Annotated in this window: 27 protein-coding genes and 1 pseudogene; 7 read left to right on the forward strand and 21 right to left on the reverse strand. The window is 52.1% G+C overall.

Annotated features, from left to right (window positions below; genetic code table 11):
• Positions 1 to 31: 31 nt before the first annotated feature.
• The 3 genes and pseudogenes from A7983_RS01875 to A7983_RS01880 all read right to left on the reverse strand — a co-directional run bounded on the left by A7983_RS01875 (position 32) and on the right by A7983_RS01880 (position 1,725).
• Positions 32 to 886 (reverse strand): PA4780 family RIO1-like protein kinase, encoded by an 855-nt coding sequence (locus A7983_RS01875; protein ID WP_005970127.1) that lies wholly within the window; start codon positions 884 to 886, stop codon positions 32 to 34.
• A gap of 111 nt (positions 887 to 997) precedes the next feature.
• Positions 998 to 1,150 (reverse strand): annotated as a pseudogene (locus tag A7983_RS24275) (tyrosine-type recombinase/integrase); the annotation flags it as partial.
• A 329-nt stretch (positions 1,151 to 1,479) separates the two neighbouring features.
• Positions 1,480 to 1,725, reverse strand: coding sequence for a helix-turn-helix domain-containing protein (locus tag A7983_RS01880; RefSeq protein ID WP_005970129.1), 246 nt, complete (start codon positions 1,723 to 1,725; stop codon positions 1,480 to 1,482).
• A gap of 335 nt (positions 1,726 to 2,060) precedes the next feature.
• Here A7983_RS01880 and A7983_RS01885 point away from each other — a divergent pair, with 335 nt between their 5' ends.
• Together A7983_RS01885 and A7983_RS01890 are read left to right on the forward strand one after the other, a co-directional pair.
• Entirely contained in the window at positions 2,061 to 2,387 is a 327-nt protein-coding gene (locus A7983_RS01885; RefSeq protein ID WP_039478167.1) for a type II toxin-antitoxin system RelE/ParE family toxin, read from the forward strand.
• A 4-nt stretch (positions 2,388 to 2,391) separates the two neighbouring features.
• A complete protein-coding gene (locus A7983_RS01890) occupies positions 2,392 to 2,730 on the forward strand; it encodes an addiction module antidote protein (protein ID WP_005970132.1) in 339 nt (112 codons plus the stop codon).
• 105 nt (positions 2,731 to 2,835) lie between these two features.
• On the opposite strand, the gene guaA is transcribed toward A7983_RS01890, so the two are convergent.
• Positions 2,836 to 4,413: a glutamine-hydrolyzing GMP synthase gene (gene guaA, locus A7983_RS01895; RefSeq protein ID WP_005970133.1), complete on the reverse strand. Its 1,578-nt coding sequence runs from the start codon at positions 4,411 to 4,413 to the stop codon at positions 2,836 to 2,838.
• Positions 4,414 to 4,520: 107 nt separating this feature from the next.
• Complete coding sequence (guaB, locus tag A7983_RS01900; RefSeq protein WP_005970134.1) at positions 4,521 to 5,987, reverse strand: IMP dehydrogenase; 1,467 nt, start codon at positions 5,985 to 5,987, stop codon at positions 4,521 to 4,523.
• Between the two features lie 171 nt (positions 5,988 to 6,158).
• Between guaB and xseA the strand changes: the two genes are divergently transcribed.
• The 3 genes from xseA to A7983_RS01915 all read left to right on the forward strand — a co-directional run bounded on the left by xseA (position 6,159) and on the right by A7983_RS01915 (position 9,162).
• The gene (xseA, locus tag A7983_RS01905; protein WP_005970136.1) at positions 6,159 to 7,553 is read left to right on the forward strand and encodes an exodeoxyribonuclease VII large subunit; all 1,395 of its coding nucleotides are present in this window, start codon (positions 6,159 to 6,161) and stop codon (positions 7,551 to 7,553) included.
• A 224-nt stretch (positions 7,554 to 7,777) separates the two neighbouring features.
• On the forward strand, positions 7,778 to 8,821 hold the full coding sequence (locus A7983_RS01910) for a M4 family metallopeptidase (protein ID WP_005970137.1): 1,044 nt from the start codon (positions 7,778 to 7,780) through the stop codon (positions 8,819 to 8,821).
• A complete protein-coding gene (locus A7983_RS01915; RefSeq protein ID WP_005970139.1) occupies positions 8,818 to 9,162 on the forward strand; it encodes a protealysin inhibitor emfourin in 345 nt (114 codons plus the stop codon). Before A7983_RS01910 ends, A7983_RS01915 begins: the two co-directional genes overlap by 4 nt.
• A 23-nt stretch (positions 9,163 to 9,185) precedes the next feature.
• On the opposite strand, the gene A7983_RS01920 is transcribed toward A7983_RS01915, so the two are convergent.
• The 11 genes from A7983_RS01920 to ndk form a co-directional block, all read right to left on the reverse strand.
• The gene (locus tag A7983_RS01920; RefSeq protein ID WP_005970141.1) at positions 9,186 to 9,410 is read right to left on the reverse strand and encodes a zinc ribbon domain-containing protein; all 225 of its coding nucleotides are present in this window, start codon (positions 9,408 to 9,410) and stop codon (positions 9,186 to 9,188) included.
• 49 nt (positions 9,411 to 9,459) lie between these two features.
• Complete coding sequence (locus A7983_RS01925) at positions 9,460 to 10,419, reverse strand: AEC family transporter (RefSeq protein WP_005970143.1); 960 nt, start codon at positions 10,417 to 10,419, stop codon at positions 9,460 to 9,462.
• A 74-nt stretch (positions 10,420 to 10,493) separates the two neighbouring features.
• Positions 10,494 to 11,987, reverse strand: coding sequence for a ribosome biogenesis GTPase Der (gene der / locus A7983_RS01930; RefSeq protein ID WP_005970145.1), 1,494 nt, complete (start codon positions 11,985 to 11,987; stop codon positions 10,494 to 10,496).
• 144 nt (positions 11,988 to 12,131) lie between these two features.
• Positions 12,132 to 13,313 (reverse strand): outer membrane protein assembly factor BamB, encoded by a 1,182-nt coding sequence (gene bamB / locus A7983_RS01935; RefSeq protein ID WP_005970147.1) that lies wholly within the window; start codon positions 13,311 to 13,313, stop codon positions 12,132 to 12,134.
• Between the two features lie 10 nt (positions 13,314 to 13,323).
• Entirely contained in the window at positions 13,324 to 13,944 is a 621-nt protein-coding gene (locus A7983_RS01940) for a YfgM family protein (RefSeq protein ID WP_005970149.1), read from the reverse strand.
• A gap of 13 nt (positions 13,945 to 13,957) precedes the next feature.
• Positions 13,958 to 15,232: a histidine--tRNA ligase gene (gene hisS / locus A7983_RS01945; RefSeq protein WP_005970151.1), complete on the reverse strand. Its 1,275-nt coding sequence runs from the start codon at positions 15,230 to 15,232 to the stop codon at positions 13,958 to 13,960.
• Positions 15,233 to 15,368: 136 nt separating this feature from the next.
• Positions 15,369 to 16,490: a flavodoxin-dependent (E)-4-hydroxy-3-methylbut-2-enyl-diphosphate synthase gene (ispG, locus tag A7983_RS01950; RefSeq protein ID WP_005970153.1), complete on the reverse strand. Its 1,122-nt coding sequence runs from the start codon at positions 16,488 to 16,490 to the stop codon at positions 15,369 to 15,371.
• A 41-nt stretch (positions 16,491 to 16,531) separates the two neighbouring features.
• Complete coding sequence (gene rodZ / locus A7983_RS01955; protein WP_005970154.1) at positions 16,532 to 17,530, reverse strand: cytoskeleton protein RodZ; 999 nt, start codon at positions 17,528 to 17,530, stop codon at positions 16,532 to 16,534.
• A complete protein-coding gene (gene pilW, locus A7983_RS01960; protein ID WP_005970156.1) occupies positions 17,520 to 18,305 on the reverse strand; it encodes a type IV pilus biogenesis/stability protein PilW in 786 nt (261 codons plus the stop codon). The genes rodZ and pilW overlap by 11 nt, the downstream gene beginning before the upstream one ends.
• A 190-nt stretch (positions 18,306 to 18,495) precedes the next feature.
• Complete coding sequence (locus A7983_RS01965; RefSeq protein WP_005970157.1) at positions 18,496 to 19,698, reverse strand: bifunctional tRNA (adenosine(37)-C2)-methyltransferase TrmG/ribosomal RNA large subunit methyltransferase RlmN; 1,203 nt, start codon at positions 19,696 to 19,698, stop codon at positions 18,496 to 18,498.
• A 244-nt stretch (positions 19,699 to 19,942) separates the two neighbouring features.
• A complete protein-coding gene (ndk, locus tag A7983_RS01970; RefSeq protein ID WP_005970161.1) occupies positions 19,943 to 20,371 on the reverse strand; it encodes a nucleoside-diphosphate kinase in 429 nt (142 codons plus the stop codon).
• Positions 20,372 to 20,418: 47 nt separating this feature from the next.
• Here ndk and A7983_RS01975 point away from each other — a divergent pair, with 47 nt between their 5' ends.
• Positions 20,419 to 20,616, forward strand: a complete 198-nt coding sequence (locus A7983_RS01975) for a hypothetical protein (protein ID WP_039478173.1) — start codon at positions 20,419 to 20,421, stop codon at positions 20,614 to 20,616.
• A gap of 91 nt (positions 20,617 to 20,707) precedes the next feature.
• Positions 20,708 to 21,577, forward strand: a complete 870-nt coding sequence (sseA, locus tag A7983_RS01980; RefSeq protein WP_005970163.1) for a 3-mercaptopyruvate sulfurtransferase — start codon at positions 20,708 to 20,710, stop codon at positions 21,575 to 21,577.
• A 93-nt stretch (positions 21,578 to 21,670) separates the two neighbouring features.
• On the opposite strand, the gene sseB is transcribed toward sseA, so the two are convergent.
• The 5 genes from sseB to hscA all read right to left on the reverse strand — a co-directional run bounded on the left by sseB (position 21,671) and on the right by hscA (position 26,553).
• Positions 21,671 to 22,465: an enhanced serine sensitivity protein SseB gene (gene sseB, locus A7983_RS01985; protein WP_005970165.1), complete on the reverse strand. Its 795-nt coding sequence runs from the start codon at positions 22,463 to 22,465 to the stop codon at positions 21,671 to 21,673.
• Positions 22,466 to 22,559: 94 nt separating this feature from the next.
• On the reverse strand, positions 22,560 to 23,870 hold the full coding sequence (gene pepB / locus A7983_RS01990; protein ID WP_005970167.1) for an aminopeptidase PepB: 1,311 nt from the start codon (positions 23,868 to 23,870) through the stop codon (positions 22,560 to 22,562).
• 273 nt (positions 23,871 to 24,143) lie between these two features.
• Positions 24,144 to 24,344 carry a Fe-S cluster assembly protein IscX gene (gene iscX, locus A7983_RS01995; protein WP_005970169.1) on the reverse strand — a complete coding sequence of 67 codons (201 nt, stop codon included), beginning with the start codon at positions 24,342 to 24,344 and terminating at the stop codon, positions 24,144 to 24,146.
• Positions 24,345 to 24,365: 21 nt separating this feature from the next.
• Positions 24,366 to 24,701, reverse strand: coding sequence for an ISC system 2Fe-2S type ferredoxin (gene fdx, locus A7983_RS02000; RefSeq protein ID WP_005970171.1), 336 nt, complete (start codon positions 24,699 to 24,701; stop codon positions 24,366 to 24,368).
• A 1-nt stretch (position 24,702) separates the two neighbouring features.
• Positions 24,703 to 26,553: a Fe-S protein assembly chaperone HscA gene (gene hscA, locus A7983_RS02005; RefSeq protein WP_005970172.1), complete on the reverse strand. Its 1,851-nt coding sequence runs from the start codon at positions 26,551 to 26,553 to the stop codon at positions 24,703 to 24,705.
• Positions 26,554 to 26,608: the final 55 nt, after the last annotated feature.

Below are 26,608 nucleotides of genomic sequence, written 5' to 3' on the forward strand. Positions count from 1 at the left end.
GCGCCATCAACGACTTATATCGCTCCAGCCATTATTCATCGTCGCGTTCTTTTCTTGCCCGCTGACGTTCGTAGAATTCATCTTCAGCGGCAATGATTTCATCAATCAGTGAACCCATATCCACTTCATGCGTCGCTTCGACGAACAGACCGGTTAGCACTGTTTCTGGTGTTAATTTTCCGTCTTCATATAACATCCAGATTTCTTGCGCATACCGTGTTTGCAATAATTGTGGCGCGAACTGACCGTAGTAAGCGGTGATGTTATTAACATCACGTGTAAACATGGATTCAGCATGGTTGTTGGCGGCGGCGTCCACAGCTTGTGGCAAATCGATAATTACCGGTCCTTGCGCATCGAGCAGTACATTAAACTCCGATAAATCACCGTGTACAATACCGGCACACAACATGCGCACGATATTGCGGATCATCGTATTAAAATCAGCAACGGCACTCTCTTCCGTAAGAATCACATCGCTAAGGCGTGGAGCAACAGCGCCTTCAACATCCGTGACCAACTCCATCAATAACACACCGTCAATGCAAATATAGGGTTGCGGTACGCGAACGCCAGCATTAGCAAGACGGAACAATGCTTCAACTTCCGCCGTTTGCCAGGATTCTTCTTGTTGCTTGCGCCCGAATTTTGAGCTTTTTTGCATTGCACGGGCGTTACGCGTATTACGGACTTTGCGCCCTTCCTGATACTGTACTGCCTGCTTAAAGCTACGTTGCATTGCTTCTTTGTAAACTTTGGCACACTGAATTTTGTCACCACATAAAACAGTGTAAACGTCCGCTTCCTTGCCGCTTTTCAAGCGTTGGAGCACATCGTCTATCAGGCCATCATCGACCAGAGGTTGGAGCCTATTTGGGATTTTCATGCGGCTTTATACCTTATTTCAGCCGCTTTTCGTATCAATAACAAAGACGGTGATACTGGAAAAAATGGCAGAGTCTGAAGAAAGATTTTAATTTTACCAATAATCATCGGATTTTGCTTGCCTACTCCCCGCTGAGATCCTTTTCTTTACATCATTAAGCCGTTCACACGCCTCCGAAAGAGTCATCCCGCCAGCACCATATCGGCCAAAGGTGATGGTTTCTTGTCTGCCGTGGATCAGGTAGTTATCGTGAAACGAGATGGCTTTATCAGTATCCGGGTAAACCGAACCATTCACTTTTAGAGAGCTTCCGACATACTGATTATGTCCCTCTGAGGAGATCGCTATACGTAAGGCATAATTTACCAAGCATCAGATCATCACCGTGTTGAAGGTCGTGGCAACGTGGGATGCTGCTTGCCGCAGCGATAAAGCATCAATAATTTACTGCGCCAACCTTTCCGTATCAAGCGGCTAACGCGCGGCACTTGTTGGCTCCTTAACGGATTTTCATTCCATAGAAATCCGCTAAGGAGAGCCGAAATCAGCTTATTCATGATGCAAGGTTTTGTAAGTTGACGAGGAGCTGGTTTTCACTTTGTCTTCCCTGCCCCGCCCTGCACACGCTCAGTGTTTTGATAACGCGACGGCCATATCTCTTCGGGATATTTATTTAGCGCCTCGGCGATCAGACGCTTGCCTTTCGGCCAATGCCGCGTCAGCGCGTTTGCCAGCGTAGATGACGCCAGCCCCGCCGCTCTGGAAACTGCCGCTAGCGTTGCCCCTTTCTTCCGTAACCCTGCGATGATATCAGCCGGATGCCAATCAGTGTGATTCATTCCATTTCCCCCCACCTATCAAAAACCATTTTGATTTCCGTGTGGATAGGATCGCGTTTTGTGATGGGTAAGACCACGGACGATGAGTCACATATTTAAGGCGTTAGACAAGCATTATGGTTCTGGCTACCTATTATGCGGATAGATACAAAAGTTTCGTGCGTGCTAACCACCGTATTTCTCTGTGATTTCATCACACGCCCGAAATCTCCCCCTATTCGTAAATAAAAAACTTAGTTCCAAAACCTGATACACCAATACGCTTGAAGGCATCCTTGCAAAATTGTCGTTTTTAAGTTACAAACAGTAAAGGACTAAAGACTTGCGAGGACGCTATCTTGTATACAGTAAAACGTTACCAAAGCAGCGACGGTAAAGTCCCTTACACTGAATGGATACAGAAACTACGCAAGAAAGATCCTCGCGCTGCTTCAAAAGTAGATATCCGAATAGACCGTGCAGAAAAGGGAAATTTCGGCGACCATAAGTTTGAAATAGACGGAGTCTGGGAGCTCAGGGTTGATTATGGTCCAGGCTATCGAGTGTATTACGCGATAGAAGGCGATAAGATGATCTTGCTCTTCACTGGTGGCGATAAATCAAGCCAAAGCAAAGATTTAGATAAAGCGGTGCAATACTGGCGGGATTATCAAAAGAGGTAACATCATGGCAATCATCACCCAATCCACTAAATTCGAAAAAACCATTAGCCACAATGATACAATGGTTGCGGAACTACGAGAAAATCCTGAATACGCAGAAATATACCTCCAGACAGCACTAGAGGACATTTATGAGGAAGGTGGCATCGCTGCATTCCTAACAGCATTACGCCGTGTCGTTGAAGCGCGTGGCGGAGTGGGTGAAATAGCCAAAAAATCGGGACTGTCCCGCCAGCAACTGTACAGAACACTGTCTGAGAATGGCAATCCAACGCTAACAACACTCACAGAAATCACCAGAGCCGCAGGCGTTCGGCTTATTCCCAATGCTCATAATAATTAAAAATATCAGTAGCTCAACCATGTAGAAAGATTTCGTCAGACGTAAAAAAACCCACAGTTATGCGGGTTTTTTGCTGTTTAGCACAACGCTATTTCAGACGTGGGCTTATTCCCACTCGATCGTTGCTGGTGGCTTGCCCGATACGTCATAAACGACACGGGAGATACCGTCGACTTCGTTGATGATGCGGTTGGAGACGCGGCCGAGGAAATCGTATGGCAGGTGTGCCCAGTGCGCGGTCATAAAGTCGATGGTTTCGACTGCGCGCAGTGAGACAACCCAATCGTATTTACGACCATCACCCATCACGCCCACGGAACGTACTGGCAGGAAGACGGTGAATGCCTGACTAACTTTGTTGTACAGGTCGGCTTTGTGCAGTTCTTCGATGAAGATCGCATCCGCACGACGCAGCAGGTCACAGTATTCTTTCTTCACTTCACCCAGCACGCGCACGCCCAAGCCTGGACCTGGGAACGGATGGCGGTACAGCATATTATACGGTAGACCCAATTCCAGACCGATCTTGCGCACTTCGTCTTTGAACAGCTCTTTCAGCGGCTCAACCAGACCCAGCTTCATCTCTTTCGGCAAGCCACCCACGTTGTGGTGAGACTTGATCACATGCGCTTTACCAGTAGCAGACGCCGCAGATTCGATCACATCTGGGTAGATGGTGCCTTGCGCCAGCCATTTCACGTCGGTTTGCTTGTTGGCTTCTTCATCGAACACTTCAACAAACACGCGACCGATGATTTTACGCTTGGCTTCTGGCTCATTCTCACCCGCCAACTCGTTCAGGAAGCGATCTTCCGCCGCCACATGAACAATGTTCAGGCCGAAATGATCGCCGAACATTTCCAGAACTTGATCGGCTTCATTCAAGCGCAGCAGGCCGTTATCGACAAACACGCAGGTCAGACGGTCACCAATCGCACGGTGCAGCAGCATCGCGGTCACAGAAGAATCCACGCCGCCAGACAGACCCAAAATCACGTGGTCGTTACCCACCTGCTCACGAATACGATTCACCGCATCGTCGATAATCTTGGCCGGTGTCCACAGCGCTTCACACTGGCAGATATCGCGCACAAAACGCTCCAGCATGCGCTGGCCTTGACGGGTGTGCGTCACTTCCGGGTGGAACTGCACACCGTAAAAACGTTTCTCTTCGTTAGCCATGATAGCGAACGGACAGGTATCGGTGCTGGCAACGGTCTCAAACCCTTCCGGGATCGCCGTCACTTTGTCGCCGTGGCTCATCCAGACATCCAGCAGCGGTGCGCCCGCGGCGCTCAACGCATCCTGAATATCACGCACCAAAGCGCTATCCGTCTTAACTTCTACCTGCGCATAACCAAACTCACGCTCGTTGGAACCTTCGACGTGGCCACCCAACTGCATCGCCATCGTCTGCATGCCATAGCACACGCCTAATACCGGCACGCCAGCGTTGAAAACGTATTCTGGCGCGCGTGGGCTGCCAAACTCGGTGGTGCTTTCCGGGCCACCGGACAGGATGATCCCGTTCGGATTAAAGCCGCGAATCTGCGCTTCCGTGACATCCCATGCCCACAGTTCACAGTAAACGCCCAGTTCGCGCACGCGACGTGCGACAAGTTGCGTGTACTGCGAACCGAAATCCAGAATAAGAATGCGGTGTTGATGAATGTTTTCAGTCATGAGGAGCGTGTTCCAAAAAGCTAAAAAATAAGTAAACCCGGCGAATAGCCCTAAAAAGGTAGGCAATAGTACCGGGTTTATCGGGTTAAATCAGCCCGCAAATTACCTTATGAACCCATACGGTAGTTTGGTGACTCTTTAGTAATGGTAACGTCGTGAACGTGGCTTTCCTGAATACCCGCGCCGCTGATGCGCACAAACTCAGCCTGAGTACGCAGCGCGTCAATGGTGGCACAACCAGTCAGGCCCATGCAGGAGCGCAAGCCCCCCATCTGCTGGTGAACGATCTCTTTCAGGCGACCTTTATAGGCTACGCGGCCTTCGATACCTTCCGGCACCAGTTTGTCAGCCGCGTTATCGGTCTGGAAGTAACGGTCTGATGAGCCTTTAGACATCGCGCCCAATGAACCCATACCACGATAAGATTTGAATGAACGCCCCTGATACAGTTCGATTTCACCCGGGGATTCTTCCGTACCTGCCAGCATAGAGCCGACCATGACACAGGCTGCACCGGCTGCAATAGCTTTAGCGATGTCACCAGAGAAACGGATACCGCCATCGGCGATGACCGGAATGCCGGTACCTTCCAGCGCTTCAACCGCATCGGAGATCGCAGTAATCTGTGGTACACCCACGCCAGTAACGATACGGGTGGTACAGATAGAACCAGGGCCGATACCGACTTTCACTGCGCTAACACCAGCTTCAACCAGCGCTTTCGCACCGGAGCCCGTTGCAACGTTACCGCCGATGATTTCGAGGTTTGGGTATTTAGCACGTGTTTCACGAATACGCTGCAATACACCTTCGGAATGGCCGTGTGAGGAGTCGATCAGCAGTACGTCAACGCCCGCGGCAACCAGTGCATCAACACGCTCTTCGTTACCAGCACCAGCGCCAACAGCCGCGCCTACACGCAAACGACCGTGTTCATCTTTACAGGCGTTCGGTTTACGTTCTGCTTTCTGGAAATCTTTTACCGTGATCATACCGATCAGGTGGAATTGGTCGTCAATCACCAGCGCTTTTTCAACGCGTTTTTCGTGCATCTTTTGCAGCACGACATCACGCGCTTCGCCTTCTTTAACGGTGACCAGACGCTCTTTCGGCGTCATGAACGCGCTAACCGGTTTTTCCAGATCGGTAACAAAACGCACGTCACGACCAGTAATGATACCGACCAGTTCGTTGTCTTTTGCTACGACAGGGTAACCTGCAAAGCCGTTACGCTCGGTCAGTTCTTTCATTTCACGCAGCGTCGTTTCTGGCGTGACGGTTTGTGGATCGACCACAACGCCGCTTTCATGTTTTTTCACGCGGCTAACTTCTTCAGCCTGACGCTCAATCGACATATTTTTGTGAATAAAGCCCAGACCGCCTTCCTGCGCCAGCGCAATGGCTAGACCGGATTCGGTAACGGTATCCATCGCTGCGGACAGCATAGGGATATTCAGGCGAATGTTTTTCGTCAACTGCGTGGACAGATCGGCAGTGTTAGGCAGAACGGTAGAATGAGCAGGAACCAGGAGGACGTCGTCAAACGTCAGTGCTTCTTTAGCGATACGTAGCATGGGCAATATCTCACCAAGGTGGATGTAAGAATAGATAAAATATTGCCGTGGCATTATACAGAGCGTAATCGGTTGCCTCCAGCATTATTTTACTAAAATGCTTGATTACCTGTTTCAGGTAGGTAGTATCGATCAATTAAGTGACTGTTTTAAAATTTGATCTGGCTCACAATGTCTCAATTTCCCTCCTCTGCAATTTTTACCGTTAGCCGCCTTAATCAGACGGTCAGACAACTGTTGGAAATGGAAATGGGCCAGATTTGGCTCTCCGGCGAAATCTCCAACCTTTCTCAGCCCTCATCCGGCCATTGGTATTTCACGCTGAAAGACGAGCGTGCACAGGTGCGCTGCGCGATGTTCCGCACCAGCAACCGTAAAGTGACGTTCCGACCGCAAAACGGTCAGCAGGTGCTTATTCGTGCGAGCATTACGCTGTATGAACCCCGTGGCGACTATCAGCTACTGGCGGAAAGCATGCAGCCTGCTGGCGACGGCCTGTTACAGCAACAGTTTGAACAGCTTAAGCAGCGTCTCGCCGCCGAAGGGCTGTTCGACCAACAGTTTAAGCAAGTGCTCCCTTCTCCCGCCAAACAGGTCGGTGTGATTACGTCAACCAGCGGTGCTGCCCTGCACGATATTTTGCAGGTGTTACAGCGCCGCGATCCGTCACTGCCGGTTATCGTGTATCCCACGTCGGTGCAAGGTGCGGAAGCGCCGCTACAGATTGTCCGCGCCATCGAACTGGCTAACCTGAGAGATGAGTGTGACGTATTAATTGTTGGGCGCGGCGGCGGTTCGCTGGAAGATCTCTGGAGCTTTAACGACGAACGCGTAGCTCGCGCCATCTTCGCCAGTCGCATTCCGATCGTCAGCGCCGTCGGCCATGAAACCGATGTCACCATTGCCGATTTCGTCGGTGACCTGCGCGCACCTACGCCGTCCGCCGCTGCCGAGTTAGTAAGTCGTAACCAACTTGAGCTGTTGCGCCAAGTCCAGTCCCAGCGTCAACGTCTGGAAATGGCGATGGACTACTACCTTGCCCAGCGCAATCGAGAGTTTACCCGCCTGCACCATCGCTTACAGCAGCAGCATCCGCAACTGCGGCTGGCACGTCAGCAGGCTCAGTTGGTCAAATTGCGCCAGCGGCTGGATGACGCTATACAGCAGCAGCTTCGGCAGACTTCGCGCCGAAGTGAACGCTTACAACAGCGCCTGATGCAACAGCAGCCGCAGACCCGAATTCATCGTGCACAACAGCGTTTACAGCAACTTAGCTATCAGATGCAGAGCGCGGTCGATCGTCAGTTGAATCAAAATAAGCAAAAACTGGGCGTCGCCTGTTCGCGACTGGAGGGCGTTAGCCCGCTGGCAACACTGGCACGCGGTTATAACGTCACCACGGCACCGGACGGTAAGGTGCTGAAAAATGTCGCGCAAATTATCCCCGGTGAAACACTGAAAACCCGTTTGCAGGATGGCTGGGTGGAAAGTCAGGTCACGACGCTGGTTCCAAATCCAAATTCCGTGAAAAAGCGGCGAAAACCCTCATCCCAGCAGCCAAAATAACGCGACTGGCATAAAATACACGAAATGGGGATTTATCCTAAAACGACGTCGATCCCCCATTCTTCCCCCTGACATCTGAACTATACTCATTTCCAGCTCGCTAAAATTTATCCCCATCATTCTTCTAAACAGCACCTGCGCGATGAAGCAGATGGGATAAAAATACAGTGAGCTTTATTGATCGTCTGTGTTACCCCTGATGAGTGTTTTCAAGGAGATGAGGTATGAAGTCCAGACCGATTTGTAGCGTGATCCCCCCTTATATTCTGCATCGTATTATCGCAAACGGAACCGATGAGCAGCGCCAATGTGCGCAACAAACGCTCATGCACGTCCAGTCATTAATGGTCAGCCACAACCCGCGCCCAGAACCCCATGAAAAATTGCCCGTCGGGCAGGTAAATCGCCGTATCCTTGATGCCGAACAGCAGCAACAGTTGCCTGGCAAACTGGTACGCGCTGAAGGCCAATCCAGCAACGGTGATATCGCTGTGGATGAGGCCTATGACTATCTAGGCGTAACCTATGATTTTTTCTGGAAGATTTTCCAACGTAATTCGCTGGATGCTGAAGGGCTGACACTGGCTGGCACCGTGCATTATGGTCAGGATTACCAGAATGCCTTCTGGAACGGGCAGCAGATGGTATTCGGGGATGGTGACGGCAAAATATTCAATCGCTTCACGATCGCGCTTGATGTAGTTGCGCATGAACTCGCTCACGGTATCACCGAACATGAAGCGGGGCTGATTTATTTCCGCCAGTCCGGCGCGCTCAATGAATCGCTATCCGACGTCTTTGGTTCCATGGTCAAACAGTATCATTTAGGGCAAACCGCCGAGCAGGCCGACTGGTTTATCGGTGCCGAACTTCTGGCAGACGGTATCCATGGTATGGGGCTGCGTTCGATGTCTCATCCGGGCACTGCGTATGATGATGAGTTATTGGGTACCGATCCCCAGCCCTCTCACATGAACGAATATGTCAACACGCGTGAAGATAACGGCGGTGTACACCTGAACTCAGGTATTCCCAACCGGGCATTCTATCTGACAGCTATCGCGCTGGGCGGTCATTCCTGGGAAAAAGCGGGTCGCATCTGGTACGACACACTGTGTGACAACGCATTGCCGCAAAATGCGGATTTCGAGATTTTCGCGCGCCACACCATTCAACATGCCGCTAAGCGTTTTAACCACACCGTTGCCGACATTGTTCAGCAGGCATGGGAAACCGTGGGTGTGGAGGTACGCCAGGAATTCTTATGAGGACACAGCCAGAGCTCAACAACGATGCCATCATTGAACTGGCGCGTGAAGGCGGATTTGCCTGGATACCCAAGCTGGCGGAGCCGCGACGCTTCGCGCTCGCCAGCGTGACACCATCCGAACGGGAGCGCATTTGTAATGCGCTCCGTGATGCCTTTCCCCAAGCTCATGAACCTGGCAAACCAGATGGCCCGGGACGCGGCGACCAGTTCTATTACCGCATCCACATCAGCTACAATCGCCCGCAGCAGAATCAATATGCCGATGTCATCCTGCTGATCCCCGAAGACCGCGCACCGCCGGAACTGACCGAACTGTGGCGCAACGGCATACAGGAGTAACTATTGATTCAGTAATAATGGGCTTAATCGGCGGGTACGTAGCTGAACACGATCCGCCGTTTGGAAACCATCCCGTGTTGCTGACAAAAGTAATCCACCGCGCCACAGGCTTTCAGTTCCTGAAGTGAGTGGTTACATTCAGGGCACGCCGCCTTACGCTGATAATGCTGCTGGCAGGCGACACACTGAAATGTGTTGCCGGTTTGCCAGTCCATCACGCTATGGCAGTGTGGACAGATTGCATCCATCTTATCGCCTCCCGATCTTATCGCTAAACATATGATCTCAATGCCCGTGTTAAATTACGCCCAGTGAGCGTAAAAAGTAGAGTCCTAGCGCAATCACAAAGAAGCCTCCCGCTGTCGTCAGCCCGATGATATTCGCCGCCAGCGTGGCGTTGCCCCCCATCGCCCGCGTCATTACGTAGCTTCCCGATGCCGTCGGCGTTGAGGAAAACAAGAAGATGATACCCAATTCAACACCCCGGAAACCAGCCAACCATCCCCCGAGCGTCAACAGTCCCGGAACGACCAACAGCTTAGCCACGGAGGAGAGCATGGCGACGTTGGACGAACGAAACATGCTACGCCATTCCAGACTCGCACCGGCACAGAGTAACGCCAGCGGCAGCGCCATTGAGGAAATAAAGCTGCCGGTTTGCTTAATCATACTCGGCATCGGCAATTGGCTTTGTCCATATGCAGCCCCCAGGAGCAAACCAATGATCAGCGGGTTCGTCACAATCCCCCGCAACAGTTGGCTTACCGGGATCTTCTGCTCAGGAGATTGCCGCTGCAGGCTGCGCGTCAGCGTAATGACCGACAGTGCGTTAAACATAATCACTGTCACCATCAGATACATGGACCCGACAGCCACGCCTTCCTCACCATAGGCGCTCATCGCAAACGCCATGCCCATGATGCCCGTGTTGGAGCGGAAACCACCCTGAACGAAGATGCCCCTCTCCGTGGGTTCTTTGACCAAACGAATTGCCGCTATTTCCAATAGCAGGAAGGTTGCCAGCGTCCCGATGGTGCCATACACCACTAGCGGCCACTGCTCTGAGAACGATTGATGATTGGTCGCAACACTGAAAAACAACAGACAAGGCAAGGAAAGGTTGAACACTAACCGCATCGCGGCGTCGCAAAAGGTATCGTTCAACAAATTTAGCTTACGTAATACCATGCCAATCAATAACATAAGCACATTAGGCATCGTAACATTGAATGCAAAACTCCAGGTTTCCCAGGACATGGCTTTCCTTGATTATTATTCGGTTGGTCAGAGATGAAACGGGGGCGAATATCGCTATTCGCCCCCGCTGTGAATCACTTACTCTTTTTAAGATGCGACATCAGCCGCTTACGCTTACGTAATTGGTTTGGCGTCAGCGTGTTGCGCTTGTCTGCAAAGGGATTTTCCCCTTCTTTAAACTGAATACGAATCGGCGTGCCCATCACTTCCAGCGAACGACGATAGTAGTTCATCAGATAGCGCTTGTAGGAATCCGGCAGGTCTTTCACCTGATTACCGTGGATCACCACAATCGGAGGGTTATAACCCCCGGCGTGCGCATATTTCAGCTTCACGCGGCGACCGCGTACCAGCGGTGGCTGGTGATCGTCTGCTGCCATTTGCATAACACGCGTCAACATCGCGGTACTCACACGACGCGTCGCGCAAGAATAGGCTTCCATAACCGACTCAAACAGGTTACCCACACCGCTGCCGTGTAGCGCAGAAATGAAGTGAATGCGGGCAAAGTCGATAAAACCGAGACGCAGATCTAGCATATCTTTCACCTGGTCACGCACTTCCTGCGACAGGCCATCCCATTTGTTCACCACGATCACCAGTGAGCGCCCACTATTGAGGATAAAGCCCAGCAGTGAGAGATCCTGATCGGAGATACCTTCACGTGCATCAATAACCAGCAGCACTACGTTGGCATCTTCAATCGCCTGCAACGTCTTGATGACGGAGAATTTTTCTACCGTTTCCGTGACCTTACCGCGCTTACGCACCCCGGCGGTATCAATCAGAATATATTCACGTTCGTCGCGTACCATCGGGATGTAGATACTGTCACGCGTCGTGCCTGGCATGTCGTAAACCACCACACGCTCTTCACCCAGAATGCGGTTAGTCAGCGTAGATTTACCCACATTCGGACGCCCGACAATCGCCAGTTTGATCGGCAAATCCTCAGGATTGAAATCGTCTTCAGCTTCTTCTTCGCTAGCTTGCTGTTGCTCTTCCGCTTCTAACGCAGCCCAGTAAGCCGCGTTCTCTTCTTCTTCGGTTAGCTCGACCGGCTCTTCTATTTCATCTTGTACGAACGGCAGCAGAACCGTTTCCAGCAAAGACGTCACGCCACGACCATGAGATGCCGCTATCGCATAGACTTCACCCATACCGAGCGAGTAAAAATCTGCCGTGACCATATCAGGGTCAAGACCATCGGTTTTGTTAGCGACCAGTACCGTCATCTTTTCGCGGCTACGCAAATGCTTGGCAATGCCTTCATCCGCAGGCATCAGCCCCGCACGAGCATCTACCATGAACAGCACGATATCGGCTTCTTCAATCGCTACCAGCGATTGACCCGCCATGCGCGTTTCCACACCGTCTTCCGTGCCGTCGATCCCACCGGTATCGACGATAATAAATTCATGCCCTTCCACCTCTGCACGACCATACTTGCGGTCGCGAGTCAGCCCAGGGAAATCCGCCACCAATGCATCACGAGTGCGCGTTAAGCGGTTAAATAGCGTGGATTTACCCACATTCGGGCGCCCGACCAGCGCGACGACAGGTATCATTGTTACAACCTCATTACTTATATTTCAATACGTTACAGCGAAATACTCGCTGACGATAAAAAGACGAAACGGCCCCTGATAGTGTCAGGAGCCGTTATGGGAACGCATCCAAAAGCGCTGCGCTCCAAATCAATACGGGATTACCTAGCGAGTAAACGCGTAGACATCACCGTTTTTCGCCTGAATCAACAGCTTGTCGCTGGCAACGACAGGGTTGCTCAGGAAACCAGAGCTATCCACTTTTTGTTGCGCCACAAAGCGACCATCCGCCGTATTCAGCCAGTGTAGATACCCTTCAGTATCGCCCACAACCAGATAGCCGTTATACAGCGCCGGAGCCGTTAAGTTACGGTGCAGCAGATCGCTTTGACGCCACAGGCTCACGCCGCCGTTGGTGTTCAATGCAACAACGCGATCGTCTTGATCGACCAGATAGATACGATCGCCGTCAATGATGAAATCATGCACGGAACCCAGTTCACGCTTCCACAGAACCTGACCAGAACGCAGATCCAGCGCGGTCATGTTACCATTGTAACCCAATGCGTATACCACTTCGCCCGCAACAACAGGTGTTGTGTCGACATCGTTCAACCGATCGATTTCGGTTGCGCCACTCGGCTGTGAAATACGCTGTTGCCAGATGAGCTGGCCCTGATTGATCATTACAGCATTTACACGACCGTTGTCACCGCCGACAATCGCCGCACCGAATGCGGTTGTCGGTGCAGATTCACCGCGCAGAGACAGCGTTGGCATATCCAGATTGACGCTCCACTTGATTGCGCCATCCGCTTCATTCAAAGCCTGCAACATACCGTTGCTAGTGTGAATCAGCACCACACCATCACTAACCACAGGTCTGGACAGCGCTTCTCCTGCCACTTTCGCCTGCCACACCGGTGTACCATCTTCCGCATTCAGCGCATAGACCTGCGCCTTTTCGCTGCCGACATAGACATGGTTACCAGAAACCGTTACGCCGCCAGACAGCAGCGCTGGATTATTGCGAGAGAAGAAATTAGTCTTCTCGGACAAGTCGGCGCGCCACACCTCTTTGCCATCATTCAAATCCATCGCTTTTACAGTGCCACGACGATCGGCGGCAAAAACGCGATTATCTTGCCATGCTGGATGAAGATTAGAATAAAATTCACCAATGCCACTCCCAACCGAGCTGTTCCACACTTTGGTTGGCATGAACTGGTTTTCCACCTTCGGCAGTGGAGACATAGCGACGACATCTTCTTCGCTGTTAAACAGCGAGCATCCGCTCAGCAGGGCAACAGAAACCAGTCCTACCAACAGTGTTTTACGCAATTGCATGGAATTCCTCTTAGCTGGATAGGTTATTCAGTTTCATGCGCAGTAACGCTTGCTGTGCCTGCGATGGATTGGAAGACAACCCTTTGTTGTAGGCATCACGCGCAGCCTGGTTGTCCCCTTTGCTCACCAGAATATCGCCACGAACTTCCGCTGCCTGTGACGCCCAGCCTTCCGGCTTGATGGCATCCAACGTTTTCAGCGCGTCATCTGCTTTGTTTTCCTGTAGCTGAACCCGCGCCAGACGCAGATTCACGACCGCCAGCAGATCGGCATCTTTAGTCTGCGACTGTGCCTGTACCAGTTGCTGCGCTGCTTTAGCAAAATCTTTCTGATCAACGTAATGACGAGCCAGTTCCAGAGAAGCCAGCGCACCATAGGTATTCTTATTCTCAGCCGTAAATTTCTCTGTTGAAGCAATCGCTTCCGCTTTGCCTGCCGCCAGTTGCTCCGTCACCTGCTGATAAGACGCAGATGCCACCTGCACGCTGTCATTTTGATGGCTTTGCCAAAAACGCCAGCCAACCAGTGCACCAACGCCCAACACAACACCGACAACCAACGCCTTTCCGTTCTCCGCGAGGAAACGACGTAGCGCATCAACCTGTTCATTCTCTGTGGTATAGACTTCCACGGTGTCTCTCTCCTCAATCCAGTAACGTTGCCAGCCGCGATGCGACGTCGGCCTGTGCCAGTGTATCCTGCTCGCCATTGCTCAGATTTTTAACCACAACCTGACCGGCCGCCACTTCATTTTCGCCTAATACCAATGCGACGCGTGCGCCCCATTTATCAGCGCGGGCGAATTGTTTCTTAAAGTTGCCACCACCGTAGTTGGTCATCAGTTTCAACTGCGGCAGCGCATCACGTAATTTCTCCGCCAGTTGCATTGCGGCGACCTGCGTTCCCGCACCGGAAGAAATCAGATAAGCATCTACGCTTGGCTGTGCTTTAAAATCCGGGTTCACAGACTGTACCAGCAGAACCAGACGCTCCAAACCCATTGCAAAGCCGACCGCTGGCGTCGCATGGCCGCCTAGTTGCTCCACCATACCATCATAACGACCACCGGCACAGACCGTACCCTGAGCGCCCAAACTGGTGGTAACCCATTCAAATACGGTGCGGTTATAGTAATCCAAACCACGAACCAGACGCGGATTAACGGTATATGGGATACCGGACTGCGTTAAAAGTTCACCCAGTGCCTCAAAGTGTTCACGCGATTCGTCATCCAGGTAGTCCGTCAGCACCGGCGCGTCATTCAGCAACACTTGAATCTGTGGATTTTTCGTATCCAGAACGCGCAGAGGATTAGTGTACATCCGGCGCAGGCAGTCTTCATCAAGCTGATCTTTATGCTGTTCAAGGAATGCCACCAGCGCTTCACGATAGCGGGCACGTGCGTCCAATGAACCAATCGAATTCAGTTCCAGCTTCACATGATCGGCGATGCCAAGCACACGCCACCAGCGGGCCGTCATCAGGATCAGTTCGGCATCAATATCCGGCCCTTGCAGGCCAAAAACCTCACAGCCCAACTGATGAAACTGGCGATAGCGCCCTTTTTGTGGACGTTCATGGCGGAACATCGGACCGACATACCACAGTCGCTGTTCCTGATTATAGAGAATACCGTGCTCAATACCGGCGCGAACGCAAGATGCGGTATTTTCAGGGCGCAATGTCAGGCTATCGCCATTGCGATCGTCAAAGGTGTACATCTCTTTTTCGACGACATCGGTCACTTCGCCGATCGCGCGCTTAAACAGCGATGTTTGCTCAACAATCGGTGTGCGGATTTCACTATAGCCGTAGCCGCTGAGCACCTGTTTCAGGCTGTTTTCAATACGCTGCCACAATGCCGTTTCGGCTGGCAGGTAATCGTTCATGCCGCGAATGGCTTGAATATTTTTTGCCACGTCAGTTCTCTATGCGTTTTTCAAAAAATAAACCCGATTATAGAGGGATTGTCGTCGCATCTTCAATGCGGGCATCCCCATCGGGTTCAGGAGTCGTGAATTATGCAGATGACGTCATGCCGTCACGCCTGCAAACTTATTTATCCACCAGATTGACGGTAATGCGCTGATTTTCGTCCATCATGGAGGCTTTCGCGCGAATTTTGGCTTCTAACTGATCGATCATTTGTTCGTTATCGAAGCGTTCTCTCTGCCGCACGCCGTCTTCATAGAAGCCGCTCTTATTGTGCCCACCCGTTACGCCAATGGTAGAAACCAGCGCTTCACCGGGGCCATTCACCACGCAACCGATAATTGAGACATCCATTGGCGTGATGAGATCTTCTAGCCGTTGTTCCAACGCGTTCACTGTACCGATCACGTCAAATTCTTGGCGAGAGCAGGTCGGGCAAGCAATGAAGTTGATTCCGCGAGCACGAATGCGTAGTGACTTCAGGATATCGAAGCCGACTTTCACTTCTTCAACCGGATCGGCTGCCAGCGAGATACGCAGCGTATCGCCAATACCTTCAGACAGCAGCAGACCTAAGCCGATAGCCGATTTCACCGCACCGCTACGTGCACCACCCGCTTCAGTGATACCAAGGTGCAGCGGCTGATCAATGCGCGCTGCCAGCAGACGATAGGATTGCACCGCTAGAAAAACATCCGAAGCTTTGACGCTGACTTTAAACTGATCGAAATTCAGGCGGTCAAGAATATCGACATGACGCATCGCCGATTCCAGCAATGCTTCCGGCGTTGGTTCACCGTATTTTTCCTGTATATCTTTTTCCAGCGAACCGCCGTTAACACCAATGCGGATCGGGATATTGTAGTAACGTGCACAGTCGACAACCGAGCGAATGCGCTCTTCGTTACCAATATTACCGGGGTTGATACGCAGACAGTCGACGCCGTATTCTGCGACTTTCAGCGCGATGCGGTAGTCAAAATGGATGTCGGCAACAAGCGGGACATTCACCTGCTGTTTGATAAGCTTAAAGGCTTCCGCCGCATCCATGGTTGGTACGGAGACGCGGACAATATCGACACCAACACGCTCTAGCGCTTTAATTTGATTGACGGTAGCTTCAACGTCGGTGGTTCGAGTGTTGGTCATGGATTGCACCGCAATCGGCGCGCCATCACCAACAGGCACCTTGCCGACGTAAATCCGTGTTGATTTTCGACGGGTTATGGGTGCAGCGTTATGCATTACTTCATCTCCAACATTGCAGTCTTAACTTGAACAACACGTTATTCGGCCGTCAGCGTCAGGCGTGCAACCTGGCTGCTGCGCACAAATTGGCTTAAATCGACCGACTTACCTTGAAATTGGATCTGTAGCGCCGCTGGCGCGCCAATTTTAAGTTTATAAGGTGACTGACCATCCAGATTCAGCGTGCCGCCATTACGCTGCATGCCACTAAACAGTTTCTTACCGCTAGCATCCGTGACTTCCAACCAGCAGTCAGCCGTAAAGGTCATTACCAATGCATGAGTTGCAGATACCGGAGTGCTCTGCGCTACCGTAGCAGCCGGTGCGACTGCCCCAGCACCCAGTAGGGTATTACCCGCAGCCTGTGGCTGTGTCACGTTCGCCGGTGAAGATGATTGGCTAGACGGTGCGGCAGAAGGGGCTGTTGTGGAAGAAGGAGGCGTTGACGGTGTCGCCGCGATAGTGGCGGAAAGATCGACTGGCGTTGCAGAAGGTGCCGTTGCAGAACTCGACGTCGCGGTTTCCTGCGGAGCGCTGTTATCCATCAGTGAAATGGACTGCCCTTCCGTTTGCGCCTGCACCGAACTGGCGTGATCGACCATGCTGTTGATCTCCGCCTGTTGAGCCTGATGGTTTTGCCACCACCATGCACCCGTTAGCCCCAGAACAACCAGCACGACCAGCCAGGTGATTGTCATCAACCAGCTATCACGCTTTTTGCGGTTTTTCTTCAGTGAAAAACTCTGCATCGGCGAAACCGAGATCGTTTTAGGCACAGCTTGTTTATCCACTATGGGAAGCAGGTCATCTTCGGGTAAATGAACCAGCTTGGCATAAGAACGGATATAGCCGCGCAGAAAGGTCGGTGCTAAATCAGCAGGCGTCGTACCGTCTTCAATATCACGAACGGTGGTGATTTTAAGGCACAAACGCTCGGCAATAGTTTGCTGAGTCAGCCCAAGGCGTTCACGCGCCTCACGCAGACGTTCACCGGGTAGTTTTGCTTCTGTTGTATTTTGGGTGGCTTCAGTATTCATTAGCTAAGAAATGCTGGTACTGTTTAGATTGTGGAAAACTTCGCGCCAGCACGTTGCCATAACGTTCTTTATCGCCATCATGGCCCGCTAACGCGGCGAAACGAATCTGTAACCATAAACTTTCGGCACTGGCCGGAAGACTATGCTGATAAATCTCAATCAGCAGTCGCGTTTGCTCACTTTTTCCGGCAGAAAACTGTTGGTTTGCTTCCGCCAGCAATGCGATGCCTTTCTTCGGGTCATATTTCAGCGCCCGACTTAATAAATTGCGTGCGTCATCAATCTGTCCAGCATTGAAAAAGCAGTATCCCGCATTTTCCAACGCATCAGCAACCTGACTGTAATCAGGAAGTTGTGCAGCCGCACTAAACTGTCGCTGCGCCGCTACATACTGCCCTAAACTACACAGAAACGCACCGTAATTATTCATGACGCTGCCATTTTCCGGTGCCATATTCAGCACCTGTTGATAACGCTGTTCGGCCAGACGGTTTTCACCTATCCGCTGTTCGTAAAGCGCCATCCCCAGTTGTGTTCGATAATCCTGTGGAGCAACCGCGACCGCCTTCTCAAGATTCTGCCGCGCCGAATCCAGATTATTGTGCGCCAGATACGCCAACCCCAACTGTAAGCGGGTTTGGGCGACCGCGGGATTTGTCGCCTCCTGAGGCGAATTCACACACCCCACCAGCAGCAATATCGCAAACAAGTTACTCAGCGGTGATAACGCTTTTCCATGTAATAAAAACAGTCCCTGCAATAGAGGCTCCGCCATCCCTGTTCCCTCGCGTTGTCATTTCTGACAAAGAGGTTACCTGAATACAAACAGAGTGGCAGTCAAGCCTTGCAACAACGCGGCACGCCTCGCAATTCGCCCACCATTGCCCTGAAAATGCCCCTGGCGAAACGACATCGGCGGCAAGGCGCTGGGTTAACGCTTCCGCATTAACCCGCACCATCTGTTATCAGACCGCTTTCACCGCGATAGGTTCACCGGCCATTTTCTTCTTCAACGTGCGCTTGGTTCTGTCCACGACTTCACCCGCCAACTGCCCGCAGGCAGCATCAATGTCATCCCCACGCGTTTTACGTACTATCGTCGTGAAACCATATTCCATCAGCACCTTGGAGAAACGGTCAACGCGGCTGTTTGAGCTGCGGCCATACGGCGCACCCGGGAACGGGTTCCACGGAATCAGGTTGATCTTGCACGGCGTATCTTTCAGGCATTCAGCCAGTTGATGCGCATGCTCGGTGCCGTCATTAATATGATCCAGCATCACATACTCAACCGTAACGCGCCCCTGATTCGCATTGGATTTCTCCAGATAACGACGCACTGCGCTCAGAAACATCTCGATATTGTATTTTTTGTTGATCGGCATGATTTCGTTACGAATATCGTCTGTCGGCGCATGAAGTGAAATCGCTAGCGCAACATCAATCATATCGCCCAGTTTATCCAATGCAGGCACCACGCCTGACGTAGACAGCGTCACACGGCGCTTAGACAAACCAAAGCCGAAGTCATCCAGCATAATTTCCATCGCTGGCACCACATTAGTCAGGTTCAACAGTGGTTCACCCATCCCCATCATTACCACGTTGGTGATCGGGCGCTGACCGGTGACTTTAAAGGCACCGATGATCTTCGCCGCGCGCCACACCTGGCCGATGATTTCCGATACGCGCAGGTTACGGTTAAAGCCCTGCTGCGCCGTTGAACAGAATTTGCACTCCAGCGCACAGCCGACCTGAGACGATACGCACAGCGTGGCACGATCTTCTTCTGGAATATAAACCGTTTCAACCCGCTGACCGCCCACCAGAATCGCCCACTTAATCGTGCCGTCGGAAGAGCGTTGTTCATCCACCACTTCAGGTGCGCGAATCTCAGCAATTTCCTGCAATTTGGAACGGAAAACTTTGTTGATATCCGTCATCTGATTGAAGTCATCACAGCAGTAGTGATAGATCCACTTCATGACCTGATCGGCGCGGAACGGTTTCTCCCCCATAGACATGAAGAGATCGCGCATTTGCTGACGGTTAAGATCAAGCAGGTTAATTTTTTCCGCACTGGTTTTAACGGATTGAGAAGCATCAGCAGATGCCGGGGAGAATTCAGACACGATAGTTTCAGACTCAGACACGATTTGCTTAGACATTGATAGATCCTGGCCTCGTTGTTACACGTTATGGCGCTAAAAAAGAGGGTTGAATTCGATGGTAATGACCAAAGAAATGCCCCGGGCAAGTGCAGGCTCATCCGGGGCGCAGCATTGTACAAAGTTTAAAACAGGTAAGCTACTATCACCGTTTTTTTTCTGTGTCATTGCATTAGCGTCGCGCACTGACTTGGTGAAAAAAGGGCAATATTATTAGTACTCACCTGCGATTACCCACGCAGAATTACGCGCGCGGGCAGATTTCGTCTTCGCTAAAGAAATAAGCAATTTCGCGCTGAGCAGATTCGATGGAATCGGAACCATGCACCGCGTTCGCCGTAAAGCTGTCCGCATAATCAGCACGCAGCGTTCCCGCTAGCGCGTTGGCTGGGTTGGTGGCACCCATGATGTCACGGTTACGTTGAACGGCGTTTTCACCTTCCAGGGCCTGCACCATGATCGGACCAGACATCATGAATTCAACCAGACCGTCAAAGAATGGCTTACCTTTATGCTCTGCGTAGAAACCTTCCGCCTGTTCACGGCTCAGGCGCAGCATTTTAGCCGCAACAATGGTAAAACCAGCGCTTTCAAAGCGTGCGTAAATCGCACCGATGGCATTCTTGGCAACCGCATTAGGTTTTACGATGGAGAAGGTACGTTCTATCGTCATATTGACCTCATTAACTAAACTGTCGGATTACAGCCGGATTATAAGAATTGTTTACCCAGCCGGTGAAAGTGGCGCAAATTATAGGGGTACTGGCCTTTATTGCCTACCAAGGAGATAACATTTTTATTAAAAAAATATTACCTCTTCTTTTATCTTCATTAACGATTCTATTCTCAATGACTGATGCCAATCAGGATGACTGGCCGCAATTAAAACAAGCATATACAAACAGTATCACCCAATAATCCATGACTTGTCGGATTAGGGAAAATCGCTGACAATGAATCTATCATTGCACATCGGGGCTGAATTCCTCAGCCCTAGCGTGGAGGATCTATGTCAGCATCGTCTTCTGATTTGCCCGTTTCTCATGAGCGGTTTGTCTGCGCAGACTGGCTTGCCAGCCACCTGAATGATAGCAACATCACGCTCATTGACGCCCGAATGCTACCGCCGGGTAACGATAGCCGCGATATTCATGCCGAATACCGCAACGGTCATTTGCCAGGCGCCGTTTTTTTTGACATTGAAGCCTTGTCCGACCACAGCACAGACCTGCCGCATATGATGCCAACTCGCGAAAATTTCGCACGCGCGATGGGTGAGCTGGGGATCGATAATCAGCAGCATCTGGTGATTTACGATGAAGGTAATCTCTTTTCCGCCCCCCGTGCGTGGTGGATGCTGCACACCTTCGGTGCCACATCACTTTCTATTCTGAGCGGCGGACTAGCAGGCTGGAAAGCGCAAGCCTTGCCAATGGAACAAGGCAATGTCATACGCAAGCCCGCCACGTTTCACGCCACACTGGATGAAAACGCGATTCGCTCACGTGATGACGTACTCTCAATCAGTCGGGATAAATCGGAACAGATTGTCGATGCCCGCCCCGCTCCGCGCTTTCATGCCGAAGTGGACGAACCGCGCCCCGGTCTGCATCGTGGCCATATTCCCGGTAGCTTGAACGTACCGTGGACCGATTTAGTGAATAACGGGACGCTGAAGCCCAATGCCGAACTGGCGACCATTCTGCATAAGCACGGCGTGGATTTCACTCGTCCTATCGTCGCTAGCTGTGGGTCTGGCGTGACAGCGTCCGTCGTAGTATTAGCGCTGACGCAGTTAAATGTCCCTAATGTGACGTTATACGATGGGTCGTGGAGCGACTGGGGTAGCCGCGATGATGTCCCGATTGCACGCGATTAATGCTGGGTGAGATTGCATTTAACCGCGAATGACGGTCAAGTGCAGAGCAGGCAACAGCGGAAGAAGCGTAATCCGCTGTCGCCGTCATGCCGATTACGCGTTGCCGGTAGCCTTAAACTCCCGCAGGAAACTACCCCACTTGCGCTCGTAGAACGGCGTGGTGTGTTTAATCATGTAATGGCTGATGCCCGGCTCGCCGTCCTTCACCAGACATAGATCGACAGGACGCTCGTCCGGTAAGGTATCACTAGCGACGCTGCCCGCTTCACGAATGATGGTTTCCTCATCCTGATCGACATCAATACCAATCAATAGGTGCGGCTGTTCTTCACCGGGCTCCTGAATCTGTGCCAAAAATGCCCGTTTTACCTGGCGATGCTTGGCAAACAGTTGCGTCAGGGAGTCAATCATCTGTGCTGGCATCTCGGCTGGCTGACTCAGCATCACCTGCATATCTTCTTCAACAACGCGCTGCTGAACAAATCCATTGCCTTCGCCAGACAGAATATGTTCAATTTCCTGCGGCAAAAATTCTTTGCCATACGGCAACTTAGGATTAAGGAACAGCGTGACACCCTGCGTCATTTCAAACAACGACCGCACTGGCAGTGCCAGAAAAGGCGCTTCTTCCGTAATCACACTCTGTAACGCTTCCAGAGAAGAAAAGAAAGGAATGGCGGATGAACCATCGTCTTTTTCCCAGTGCTGGATGTTCACATTACTGCCCGCATGCAACACCACCTCATCGGATTCATCTCCGTCATCGGTACTGCCCAGCACAAACACCGTAGCTTCCATCAGTTCACTGAAAAATTCAGGACGATGCGCTGGCTCCGTTGCGGCCAGAATCAGCACTTCTTCCAGTTTGTTACGTGGCGAAAACTCCATACTTTCCTCAACATGATTACGTTAAAAGCCGGCACGTTGAGAGCCGGCTTTATTTCTCAAAACATTCTGTACATGGCAGACAAACCTGAAGCGACTACTTGGCGTTGCTCAGCAGGAGATTCGCCAATGTGCGAACACCAAGCCCGGTCGCGCCTGTCGCCCACTGTTCTACCGCACTTTTGCGGTACGTCGCAGAACAGTCAATGTGCAGCCAACCCTGCTGATAATTTTTCACAAAATGCGACAGGAAAGCGGCTGCCGTACTGGCACCAGCGGTGTGTGCACCACTGGCAATATTATTCAGATCGGCAAAGCTGGACGGCAGATGGCTGCGGTGGAACTCTTCCAGCGGCAGACGCCAGAACGGCTCATTTTCTTCTTTCGCACTTTCCTGCAATGCCGCCACCAGCTCATCATCAAAGCTGAACAGCGCGTGATAATCGTTGCCCAGCGCCATTTTCGCTGCGCCCGTCAACGTGGCACAGTCGATAATCCACTGCGGATTCTGCTCGGAGGCATCGATCAGGCCATCTGCCAGTACCAGACGTCCTTCCGCATCAGTATTCATCACTTCAACCGTTTTGCCGTTGCGGTAGCGAATAATATCGCCCAGACGGAACGCATTACCGCTCACCATGTTGTCTGCACAGCACAGGTACAGCTTCACGCGCTGTTGCAAACCACGTGACGCCGCCAGCGCCAGTGAACCTGTCAAGGTGGCAGCGCCGCCCATGTCCGACTTCATAGAATCCATAGACCCGCTAGGTTTCAGGCTGTAGCCGCCGGTATCAAACGTAATACCTTTACCCACCAGGCAGGCGAACACTGGCGCATCCGGGTTACCCGTCGGGTTATAGTCCAGCGCCAGCAGCACTGGCTGACGTTCAGAACCGCGACCGACCGTGTGCAGACCGGCATAGTCCTGTTCGCGCAGATCTTCACCTTTGGTGATGCGGTAGCTGACAGCATCACACGCCACATCACACAACAGGTCGACCGCACGGGTCGCTAACTGCTCTGGCCCCAGATCTTCAGCAGGCAGATTGATGGTGTCACGAACCCAATCCACAATTTTCAGGCGGTCGTTCAGCTCTTTCTTGTCGGCATCGTTCAGTTCAGCCCATTCAACCGTTCTTTGCCCTTTCGGCCCGCGATACCCCTGCCAGAATGCCCAACTGTTTGCCAGGTCCCAACCTTCCCCCGCGAGCTTAACGTGTTTAATCCCCTGCCCGTCAATTTTACGGGCGGCACGCTGGATCGTTGCCTGCGCAGCTTTGCCATTCAGTGGCGTCGTCCCAACATGAATGGTAAAACCCTGCTCATTCACACTCAGCGTCGCTTTTTCTCCCCAGCGTGCGTCAGCAGGTTGGGGGGAGAGTGAAATCAGCATGGTATTGTTCGTCATAGTGCTTCTCCGATAATAGGTATTCCTGCCACTTTTCATGTTTGCAGGTGCTTTTCATATTTGCAGATAAGTAAACGATGCATGATGACATGAAAATGTTACGAATTTTGGCACGAAAATAAAACGGGCCACCCGCCTAATACCAGTCACGTAAGCCTCATATTAGGAGAAACACGGGGATGAGGTTCCCGCAGGGATACCTCGCCCCATGGTCGCTCCGTGTATCTCGGTTCTCAAACGATCGGCATTAACCAGGCAGCCCCGTCATATTACTTAGTCGGCTTCATCTAACCAGACCAGCAGGATCGCTTCCAGAATTTTTTCATTGGAGGCATCTGGTCGGTCATCAAATTCATCCAGTTCGCAGATCCACTGATGCATATCCGTGAAACGTACAGTTTTCGGATCGAGATCGGGAAACTGGTCGTAAAGCGCTTCGCCGATCGCCCGGCTGTCCGTCCATTTTAGTCCCATAACGGTTCCTATCTATTCAGATCAATGCTCACGCGCATGGTTGATCGTATAGCGCGGGATCTCGACGACCAGATCGTCCCCGGCGATACGCGCCTGGCAACCCAGACGACTTTCCGGCTCCAGCCCCCAGGCTTTATCCAGCATATCGTCTTCTTCTTCCGTACTTTCCGCTAGCGAATCAAAGCCTTCGCGCACGATACAGTGACACGTGGTGCAGGCACAGGATTTCTCGCAGGCATGTTCAACGTCAATTCCGTTACGCAAGGCCACTTCCAGAATACTTTCGCCGCGTTCCGCTTCCAAAACCGCGCCTTCAGGACACAGATCCTGATGCGGTAAAAAAACTATCTTAGGCATGTTACACCTCATCCACTGAATGGCCTGCCAGCGCGAGACGGATAGAGGCATCCATACGGCGGGCGGCAAATTCCTGGGTTTGTTGATCGACTGTTTTAATCGCGGCTTCAATTGCCACGGGATCGCTTCCCTGCATCATTGTATGCAGATGTTCGGATGCCGCGACAATGACGCCTTTTTCGTCATTGCTCAATAATTCTGCGTCAGCCGCCAGCGCAGTTTGCAAACTTTCCAGCACGCGTGCCGCCTCCACTTTTTGCTCTGCCAAACGACGTGCGCCGACATCTTCCTTCGCGTTCAACATCGAATCGGTGATCATCGTGGCAATTTCCGTGTCGCTCAAACCGTATGACGGTTTAACCTGAATGGATGCCTCAACGCCTGTCGATTTTTCCATTGCCGTCACGCTCAGCAGGCCATCCGCATCAACCTGAAAAGTCACGCGAATATGAGCCCCACCAGCAGGCAACGGCGGCAGACCGCGCAGCGAAAAGCGCGCCAGCGAGCGGCAATCCGCTACCATTTCGCGCTCGCCCTGCAAGACATGGATCATCATGCCACTCTGGCCGTCTTTAAACGTCGTGAATTCTTGCGCGCGGGCAACGGGGATCGTGGTATTGCGTGGAATAATTTTTTCCACCAGCCCCCCCATCGTTTCCAGTCCCAGCGACAAAGGGATCACGTCCAGCAGCAGCATTTCGCTATCTGGCTTGTTGCCCACCAGAATATCCGCCTGGATCGCCGCACCGATCGCCACAACCTTGTCTGGATCGATCGAGGTCAGCGGTGTACGACTCAAAAATGCTCCCACTTGCTCACGCACCAGCGGAACACGGGTAGATCCACCGACCATCACCACTTCCTGCACATCTTCTGCCGTCAGCCCCGCATCTTTCAGCGTGCGGCGACAGGATAGCAACGTGCGTTTCACCAGCGGAGCAATCAATGCATCGAACTGTTCACGGGTGATAGTCCCCTGCCAACCAGCAACATCCACACATACCGCATCAGCGCTGCTGAGCCCAATCTTGGCTTTCACTGCCGCGTCGCGAAATGCATGATCCAACTGGCGATCGTCACGATCGTGAACACGGGCCTGCTCACGCAGCCACTCTGCCAGCAGATGATCGAAATCATCACCGCCCAGCGCAGAATCGCCGCCAGTCGCCAGCACTTCAAAGACGCCACGGCTTAAGCGCAGAATGGAAATATCAAAGGTGCCGCCGCCCAGATCGTAAATGGCGATCACGCCTTCTTTACCGGAATCCAGCCCGTAGGCAATCGCCGCCGCGGTTGGCTCGTTGAGCAGACGTAATACGTGCAGTCCAGCCAAACGCGCCGCATCTTTGGTACCCTGACGCTGTGCGTCATCGAAATAGGCAGGGACGGTAATCACCACGCCATCAGGCACACCGCCTAGCGCCGCTTCCGCACGCGCAGCCAGTGCGGACAAGATATCCGCCGATACCTGCACAGGGTTGAGGTTGCCAGCGGGAGTCTGAATCAGCGGCAAGCCGTTATCGCTGGCATGAAAACGATAGGGTAAATGGGGGTAACGCTGCTGAATGTCGGCCAGAGAACGCCCCATCAGGCGTTTGACTGAACTGACCGTGTTTTCCAGATCGTGAGCGGCATTGTCACGTGCTTGCCAGCCGACGCTGTGGCCATCGTGACGATAGTGGACAACTGACGGCAGCAGATCGCGTCCGTCGCCATCCGCCAGCGTTTGGGCTTCGCCGCTGCGCACGGTGGCAACGAGCGAATGGGTGGTGCCTAAATCAATACCAGCGGCCAGACGTCGCTGGTGCGGTGCGGCACTAAGGCCAGGCTCACTAATTTGTAATAAGGCCATATTGAGCTTCCATCAATTGGCTGGCGAAAAAATCCGTATGGTAATCACCACTAGA

It is taken from the genome of Pectobacterium wasabiae CFBP 3304 (genome assembly GCF_001742185.1).
In the GTDB taxonomy this organism is placed as follows: Bacteria; Pseudomonadota; Gammaproteobacteria; order Enterobacterales; family Enterobacteriaceae; genus Pectobacterium; species Pectobacterium wasabiae.

Bases quoted from the DNA above. Each gene is read 5' to 3' on its own strand.
- ndk (WP_005970161.1), bottom strand. From the start codon at position 20,371: ATGACGATAGAACGTACCTTCTCCATCGTAAAACCTAATGCGGTTGCC.
- bamB (WP_005970147.1), bottom strand. From the start codon at position 13,313: ATGCAATTGCGTAAAACACTGTTGGTAGGACTGGTTTCTGTTGCCCTG.
- A7983_RS01875 (WP_005970127.1), bottom strand. From the start codon at position 886: ATGAAAATCCCAAATAGGCTCCAACCTCTGGTCGATGATGGCCTGATA.
- guaB (WP_005970134.1), bottom strand. From the start codon at position 5,987: ATGCTACGTATCGCTAAAGAAGCACTGACGTTTGACGACGTCCTCCTG.
- ispG (WP_005970153.1), bottom strand. From the start codon at position 16,490: ATGCATAACGCTGCACCCATAACCCGTCGAAAATCAACACGGATTTAC.
- pepB (WP_005970167.1), bottom strand. From the start codon at position 23,870: ATGACGAACAATACCATGCTGATTTCACTCTCCCCCCAACCTGCTGAC.
- der (WP_005970145.1), bottom strand. From the start codon at position 11,987: ATGATACCTGTCGTCGCGCTGGTCGGGCGCCCGAATGTGGGTAAATCC.
- A7983_RS01890 (WP_005970132.1), top strand. From the start codon at position 2,392: ATGGCAATCATCACCCAATCCACTAAATTCGAAAAAACCATTAGCCAC.
- sseB (WP_005970165.1), bottom strand. From the start codon at position 22,465: ATGGAGTTTTCGCCACGTAACAAACTGGAAGAAGTGCTGATTCTGGCC.
- rodZ (WP_005970154.1), bottom strand. From the start codon at position 17,530: ATGAATACTGAAGCCACCCAAAATACAACAGAAGCAAAACTACCCGGT.
- xseA (WP_005970136.1), top strand. From the start codon at position 6,159: ATGTCTCAATTTCCCTCCTCTGCAATTTTTACCGTTAGCCGCCTTAAT.
- A7983_RS01920 (WP_005970141.1), bottom strand. From the start codon at position 9,410: ATGGATGCAATCTGTCCACACTGCCATAGCGTGATGGACTGGCAAACC.
- A7983_RS01910 (WP_005970137.1), top strand. From the start codon at position 7,778: ATGAAGTCCAGACCGATTTGTAGCGTGATCCCCCCTTATATTCTGCAT.
- iscX (WP_005970169.1), bottom strand. From the start codon at position 24,344: ATGGGACTAAAATGGACGGACAGCCGGGCGATCGGCGAAGCGCTTTAC.
- A7983_RS01880 (WP_005970129.1), bottom strand. From the start codon at position 1,725: ATGAATCACACTGATTGGCATCCGGCTGATATCATCGCAGGGTTACGG.
- A7983_RS01925 (WP_005970143.1), bottom strand. From the start codon at position 10,419: ATGTCCTGGGAAACCTGGAGTTTTGCATTCAATGTTACGATGCCTAAT.
- pilW (WP_005970156.1), bottom strand. From the start codon at position 18,305: ATGGCGGAGCCTCTATTGCAGGGACTGTTTTTATTACATGGAAAAGCG.
- A7983_RS01915 (WP_005970139.1), top strand. From the start codon at position 8,818: ATGAGGACACAGCCAGAGCTCAACAACGATGCCATCATTGAACTGGCG.
- guaA (WP_005970133.1), bottom strand. From the start codon at position 4,413: ATGACTGAAAACATTCATCAACACCGCATTCTTATTCTGGATTTCGGT.
- hscA (WP_005970172.1), bottom strand. From the start codon at position 26,553: ATGGCCTTATTACAAATTAGTGAGCCTGGCCTTAGTGCCGCACCGCAC.
- fdx (WP_005970171.1), bottom strand. From the start codon at position 24,701: ATGCCTAAGATAGTTTTTTTACCGCATCAGGATCTGTGTCCTGAAGGC.
- A7983_RS01965 (WP_005970157.1), bottom strand. From the start codon at position 19,698: ATGTCTAAGCAAATCGTGTCTGAGTCTGAAACTATCGTGTCTGAATTC.
- sseA (WP_005970163.1), top strand. From the start codon at position 20,708: ATGTCAGCATCGTCTTCTGATTTGCCCGTTTCTCATGAGCGGTTTGTC.